This window comes from Streptomyces sp. NPDC002309, from assembly GCF_053593375.1.
Window position 1 is genome coordinate 1 of sequence record NZ_JBSFCI010000096.1, and the last position, 4,949, is coordinate 4,949.

A 4,949-nucleotide genomic window follows, 5' to 3' on the forward strand; every position below is an offset into this window, starting at 1 on the left:
TCGGCGTGCCGACCGGAAGCCCTCGTACTGGACGTACTCGGGCTTTCGGCCGGTGCGGCGAGAGGGCGTGCCGGGCGTCGCGACGGGGCGAACCTTGGCTGACGCGGCACTAGTTGTCCCGGTAGCTCTCCAGCAGCCGCAGCCACACCTCACTGATCGTCGGATACGACGGCACCGCGTGCCACAGCCTGCTCAGGGGAACCTCGCCGGCGATGGCCACACTGGCCGAGTGGATGAGCTCGGCGACGGCCGGACCCACGAAGGTCACCCCGCGCAGGATCTCGTGCTCCACGTCGACGACCATCCGGGCGCGCCCCTGGTAGCCCTCCGCGTACAGGCCCGCTCCGGCGACCGAGGAGAAGGGGACGTCGATCGCGCGGACGCGGTGCCCTGCCCGCTCGGCCTCCGCCAGGGAGAGCCCGGCGGACGCCGCCTCCGGGTCGGCGAAGACGACCTGCGGCACGACCGAGTGGTCGGCGGTGGCGGCGTACGCTCCCCAGGCGCCGGAGTCGGGTACCCGCTCGCCGGCGGCCCGGGCGGCGATGGCCGCGCCCGCGATCCGCGCCTGGTACTTGCCCTGGTGGGTCAGCAGCGCGCGACGGTTGACGTCGCCGACGCCGTAGAGCCAGTCGGTGCCGGACACCTGGAGGCTCTCGTCGACCGACAGCCAGGAACCCGGCTCCAGGCCGACGGTGTCGAGGCCGATGTCGTCGGTGCGCGGGGCGCGCCCGATGGCGAACAGGATCTCGTCGGCCTCCAGGCGGTCGCCGCGGTCGGTGACGACGACGACCGTGCCGTCGTCCCGGGTCACCGACGCGACCGACGTGCCGGTCCGGATGTCCGCGCCGGCCTCGGTGAGCGCCTCGGCGACCATGTCCCCGGCGAAGGGTTCCATGCGGTTCAGCAGGCCCTTGCCCCGCACCAGGAGGGTCACGCGGGAGCCGAGTGCCTGCCAGACGGTGGCCATCTCGGTGGCGACCACGCCACCGCCCACCACGATCAGCCGGCCCGGCACCTCCGGGGAGCTGGTCGCCTCCCTGCTGGTCCAGGGCCGGACGGCGGCGAGATCCGGCAGGTCGGGCAGTTCGGCGCGGCTGCCGGTGCAGACGGCGACGGCGTGCCGCGCCGTGAGGGTGCGCTCCTCGCCGTCGGGACCGGTGACGACGACCCTGCGCGGTCCGGCGAGGCGGCCGTGACCTCGGTGGAGATCGGCGCCGATGCCGTCGAGCCAGGCGACCTGGCCGTCGTCCTTCCAGTGCGAGGTGAAGCGGTCCCGGTGGGCGAGCACCGCCGTCACGTCGAGGTCCCCCTGCACCAGCTGGCGCAGCCCCGGCACGCGGCGGGCGTCCGCGCGGGCGGTGACCGGGCGCAGGAGGGCCTTGCTGGGCATGCAGGCCCAGTAGGAGCATTCGCCGCCGACCAGCTCGCTCTCCACGATCGCGGTGGTCAGACCGGCCGCGCGGGTGCGGTCGGCGACGTTCTCCCCCACCGGTCCGGCACCGAGGACAACGACGTCGTAGGCGATGGATTGCGTTTCCGTCATGGGGGTCAGTCTGGTGGATGGTGTGGCGCGTGCCCACATGGGTACGCGCGCCGTTGCACGATCGGTCGGGCACCTGGAATACCCGGTGGTCCGACCGTGTTTTCGCACACGGCCCCACCCCCACACCAGGAAGCAGGGATCACGCCATGAGCCAGACTGTCGAGCTCACCAAGGAGAACTTCGACCAGACGGTCGCGGACAACGAGTTCGTGCTGATCGACTTCTGGGCGTCATGGTGCGGGCCGTGCCGGCAGTTCGCCCCGGTGTACGAGAAGGCCGCCGAGGACAATCCGGACCTGGTGTTCGGCAAGGTGGACACCGAGGCGCAGCCGGAGCTGGCCGCCGCCTTCGGTATCCAGTCGATTCCGACGCTGATGATCGTGCGCGACCGGGTCGCCGTGTTCGCCCAGCCCGGCGCCCTGCCGGAGGCCGCCCTCAGCGACGTCATCGGCCAGGCCCGCAAGCTGGACATGGACGAGGTCCGCAAGGCCGTCGCCGAGCAGCAGGCGCAGGAGGGCGAGGCCCAGTAGGGCACGGTGCCGGCACCTTTCCGTCCGGCACCCGGCAGGGGTACGTCGTCACGTCCGGCGGTCACCGTCGTCCGGCGCGCGCCGGTGAGGGCCTTGGTATCGGCCCTCGCCGCAGCGCCGGACCCCGGCGCCGGGCGTGGCGACGCGGCCTGTCAGCTGGAGTCGCGGTGCACGACCGTGGCGCCCAGCACCTCGTGTCTCCCGGGCGGGGCGGCCGGATCGCGTACGGCGCGGTCCACCAGTTCCGCGAGGTCCCGGCCCGAGGGCAGTTCGAGGTGGACGGTGCTGAGGCGAGGCCTCAGCAGCCGGCCCAGCATCAGGTCGTCCGCTCCGACGACCGCCGTGTCCTCCGGGATGCGAAGGCCCTCGTCCTGCAGAGCGCGCATCAGCAGCATCGCGTACTCGTCGTTGTACGCGAAGACACCGTCGAGGCCGAGCCCGCGCCACCGCGCGGCGAGGCCGGCGGCCGCCGCCTCGTCGTAGGCGAGGGGCAGCTCGGTGACGACGGCGTCGGTACCGTGCAGGGCCTGCCGTACGCCGTCCAGACGCGGCCGGGAGTACGACTCCAGGCCGGGTTCCACCGGCATGACCACGCCGATACGGCGCCGGCCTCGGTCGTGGAGATGACGCGCCGCCACCCGGCCCACGGCCGCGTGGTCCATGAGCAGGGCGTGCGCGCCCTCCACGCTCGCCGGGCCGAGGGTGACCACCGCCCGGGCGCCGGAACGCTTGAGCACCGCCACCGCCTGCGGACCCAGGCCCTCGCCGGGCACCAGCACGGCGACCGGCCGTAACTCGGCCCAGGTTCCGGCGGCTTCGTCGCCGTGCGGGCCGAGGGTGCCGTACTGCACGACCGTGTAGTCGAGGCGGCTCAGCGCCCACTGGAGTTCGTTGATGAACCGCGCGTAGAGCAGGCCGGCGGGGATCTCCGGAGAGGGCAGCAGAACCATCCGGCTGTGCCCGGCACGCAGACTGCGGGCGGCGGCGTGCGGGACGTAGCCGAGTTCCTTCGCGGCCGCGCGGACCCGGCGGCGCGTGGGCTCGCTGATCCGCACGGCGCCGGTGTTGTTGAGGACGTACGAGACGGTCGCACGCGAGACGCCGGCCAGGCGGGCCACATCGGCGCTCGTGGGCGCGGAGCGCTGCGCCGGCGGCACGGACGCGGGTGTGTTCGGTATCTGCACCATGACGCACCGCATCCTGGCAGAGGCGGCGGCAGGGGAGGCGGGCGGGGCGACGTGCTCCAGCCTTCAACGAACGCGGGCCGGTGGAACGCTCCGCACGGCACCCGGCGGGACCGCCCGGTCACCGGCCGCTCCGCCGCGCGCGCGACTCCTCCGCCGCCCACGGCTACTCGGTGCGGGGTCGCTCCCCCGTGCGCGACTCGTCCGTGTGGGACTCGTCCGTGCTGGACTCCTCGGCGGCGCACTGCCGCTCGATCAGGGTCCCGGCGGGCGGGGACTCGGTCCGCGTGAGGCGCGCCACCAGGTCGACCCACCCGGCCTCCAGCCGCTCCAACGGCATGTCGCGGCGCCCGGTCAGATGGTGGACCACCGCGGGGTCGAGGTAGCCCATCAGCGTCTGGGCGAGCAGGACGCAGTCCGCTTCCGGGACCACCTGCCGCAGCAGCACGGTCAGGTGCCGGTGCAGCAACTGCCGGGACGGCGCGCTGTGCCGGCGCTCGGGGGTCCCCTCGGCGGCGAGCTGGAGGTCCAGCTGCTCCACCGACCGGCGCAGGGACGCGCGGCCGAACGCGCGCAGCCGCTCCACCGGCGGCGCGCCGGGCCCCAGCGGCGGCGGGCCGCCGAGGAAGGCGGCCTGGAACTTCTTCTCGGAGTGGTCCAGCAGTGCCGTCAGCAGACCGACCCGGTCCCCGAAGCGGCGGAAGACGGTGCCCTTGCCCACCGACGCGGCCGTGGCCACGGCCTCCATGGTCAGCGACGCCGCGCCGTGCTCCGCGACCAGCCGGCCGGCGGCCTCCAGCAGCCGGGCGCGGTTGCGCGCCGCGTCCGCGCGCAGGCACTCCTCCTCGGCGGACGGTCCGAGTTCCAGCAACTCGGGCGCACCCAGCGGCTCAAGGGATTCCGGGAAGGGCGGCAGGGAGGAGGACATGACGCCAGCGTAGAGCACGGGGAAGAAAATGGACCGCGGTCCGGTTAGGATGATAGAAATCTAAACGGACCCCGGTCCGGATACCTACCCCACACGGCATTTCCATGGAGTTCTTCATGTCTGTACGCATCCTCGCTCTCGTCGGCAGCCTCCGCGCCGGCTCGCACAACCGCCAGCTCGCCGAGGCCGCCGTCAAGATCGCCCCCGAGGGTGTCGACGTTCAGCTGTACGAGGGCCTGGCGGAGATCCCCTTCTACAACGAGGACATCGACGTCGCGGGCACCGTCCCTGCCGCCGCCGAGCGTCTGCGTGAGGCCGCCGCCGCGGCCGACGCCCTCCTGCTGGTCACGCCGGAGTACAACGGCACCATGCCGGCCGTGCTGAAGAACGCCATCGACTGGCTGTCCCGCCCGTACGGCGCCGGCGCGCTGGGCGGCAAGCCCGTCGCCGTGGTCGGCACCGCCTTCGGCCAGTACGGCGGCGCCTGGGCGCAGGACGAGGCCCGCAAGGCGCTCGGCATCGCCGGCGCGACCGTGCTGGAGGACGTCAAGCTCGCCATCCCCGGCTCCGGCGCCCGCTTCGCCGAGACCCACCCGGTCGACGACGCCGAGGTCGCCGCCCAGCTCGCGGAGGTCGTGGCACGCGTGCAGGCGGCGCCGCAGGCCGCCTGATCACCGGCCCCCGCACCCGGCCGGGGGGGGGCCGCCCCCGCGCGGGGGGGGGGCGCGGGCCCCCCCTCCGGGCGGCGCCCCCCCCCCCCCCCC

General features: G+C 74.0%; 5 protein-coding genes. 2 read left to right on the forward strand and 3 right to left on the reverse strand.

Annotation, left to right across the window (positions count from 1 at the left end; translation table 11 throughout):
- Positions 1–109: 109 nt before the first annotated feature.
- Positions 110–1,543 carry a dihydrolipoyl dehydrogenase family protein gene (locus ACWCPM_RS34560; protein ID WP_450980223.1) on the reverse strand — a complete coding sequence of 478 codons (1,434 nt, stop codon included), beginning with the start codon at positions 1,541–1,543 and terminating at the stop codon, positions 110–112.
- A gap of 146 nt (positions 1,544–1,689) precedes the next feature.
- Between ACWCPM_RS34560 and trxA the strand changes: the two genes are divergently transcribed.
- Complete coding sequence (gene trxA / locus ACWCPM_RS34565; protein ID WP_450980224.1) at positions 1,690–2,073, forward strand: thioredoxin; 384 nt, start codon at positions 1,690–1,692, stop codon at positions 2,071–2,073.
- A gap of 152 nt (positions 2,074–2,225) precedes the next feature.
- Here trxA and ACWCPM_RS34570 read toward each other — a convergent pair whose 3' ends face one another.
- Both ACWCPM_RS34570 and ACWCPM_RS34575 read right to left on the reverse strand, forming a co-directional pair.
- On the reverse strand, positions 2,226–3,260 hold the full coding sequence (locus ACWCPM_RS34570) for a LacI family DNA-binding transcriptional regulator (RefSeq protein ID WP_450980225.1): 1,035 nt from the start codon (positions 3,258–3,260) through the stop codon (positions 2,226–2,228).
- 163 nt (positions 3,261–3,423) lie between these two features.
- A complete protein-coding gene (locus tag ACWCPM_RS34575) occupies positions 3,424–4,185 on the reverse strand; it encodes a TetR/AcrR family transcriptional regulator (protein WP_450980226.1) in 762 nt (253 codons plus the stop codon).
- A gap of 116 nt (positions 4,186–4,301) precedes the next feature.
- On the opposite strand from ACWCPM_RS34575, the gene ACWCPM_RS34580 reads away from it, so the two are divergent.
- Positions 4,302–4,856: an NAD(P)H-dependent oxidoreductase gene (locus ACWCPM_RS34580; protein ID WP_450980227.1), complete on the forward strand. Its 555-nt coding sequence runs from the start codon at positions 4,302–4,304 to the stop codon at positions 4,854–4,856.
- Positions 4,857–4,949: the final 93 nt, after the last annotated feature.

Coding starts and splice junctions, on each gene's coding strand:
- ACWCPM_RS34575 (WP_450980226.1), bottom strand. CDS start 4,185: ATGTCCTCCTCCCTGCCGCCCTTCCCGGAATCCCTTGAGCCGCTGGGT.
- trxA (WP_450980224.1), top strand. CDS start 1,690: ATGAGCCAGACTGTCGAGCTCACCAAGGAGAACTTCGACCAGACGGTC.
- ACWCPM_RS34570 (WP_450980225.1), bottom strand. CDS start 3,260: ATGGTGCAGATACCGAACACACCCGCGTCCGTGCCGCCGGCGCAGCGC.
- ACWCPM_RS34580 (WP_450980227.1), top strand. CDS start 4,302: ATGTCTGTACGCATCCTCGCTCTCGTCGGCAGCCTCCGCGCCGGCTCG.
- ACWCPM_RS34560 (WP_450980223.1), bottom strand. CDS start 1,543: ATGACGGAAACGCAATCCATCGCCTACGACGTCGTTGTCCTCGGTGCC.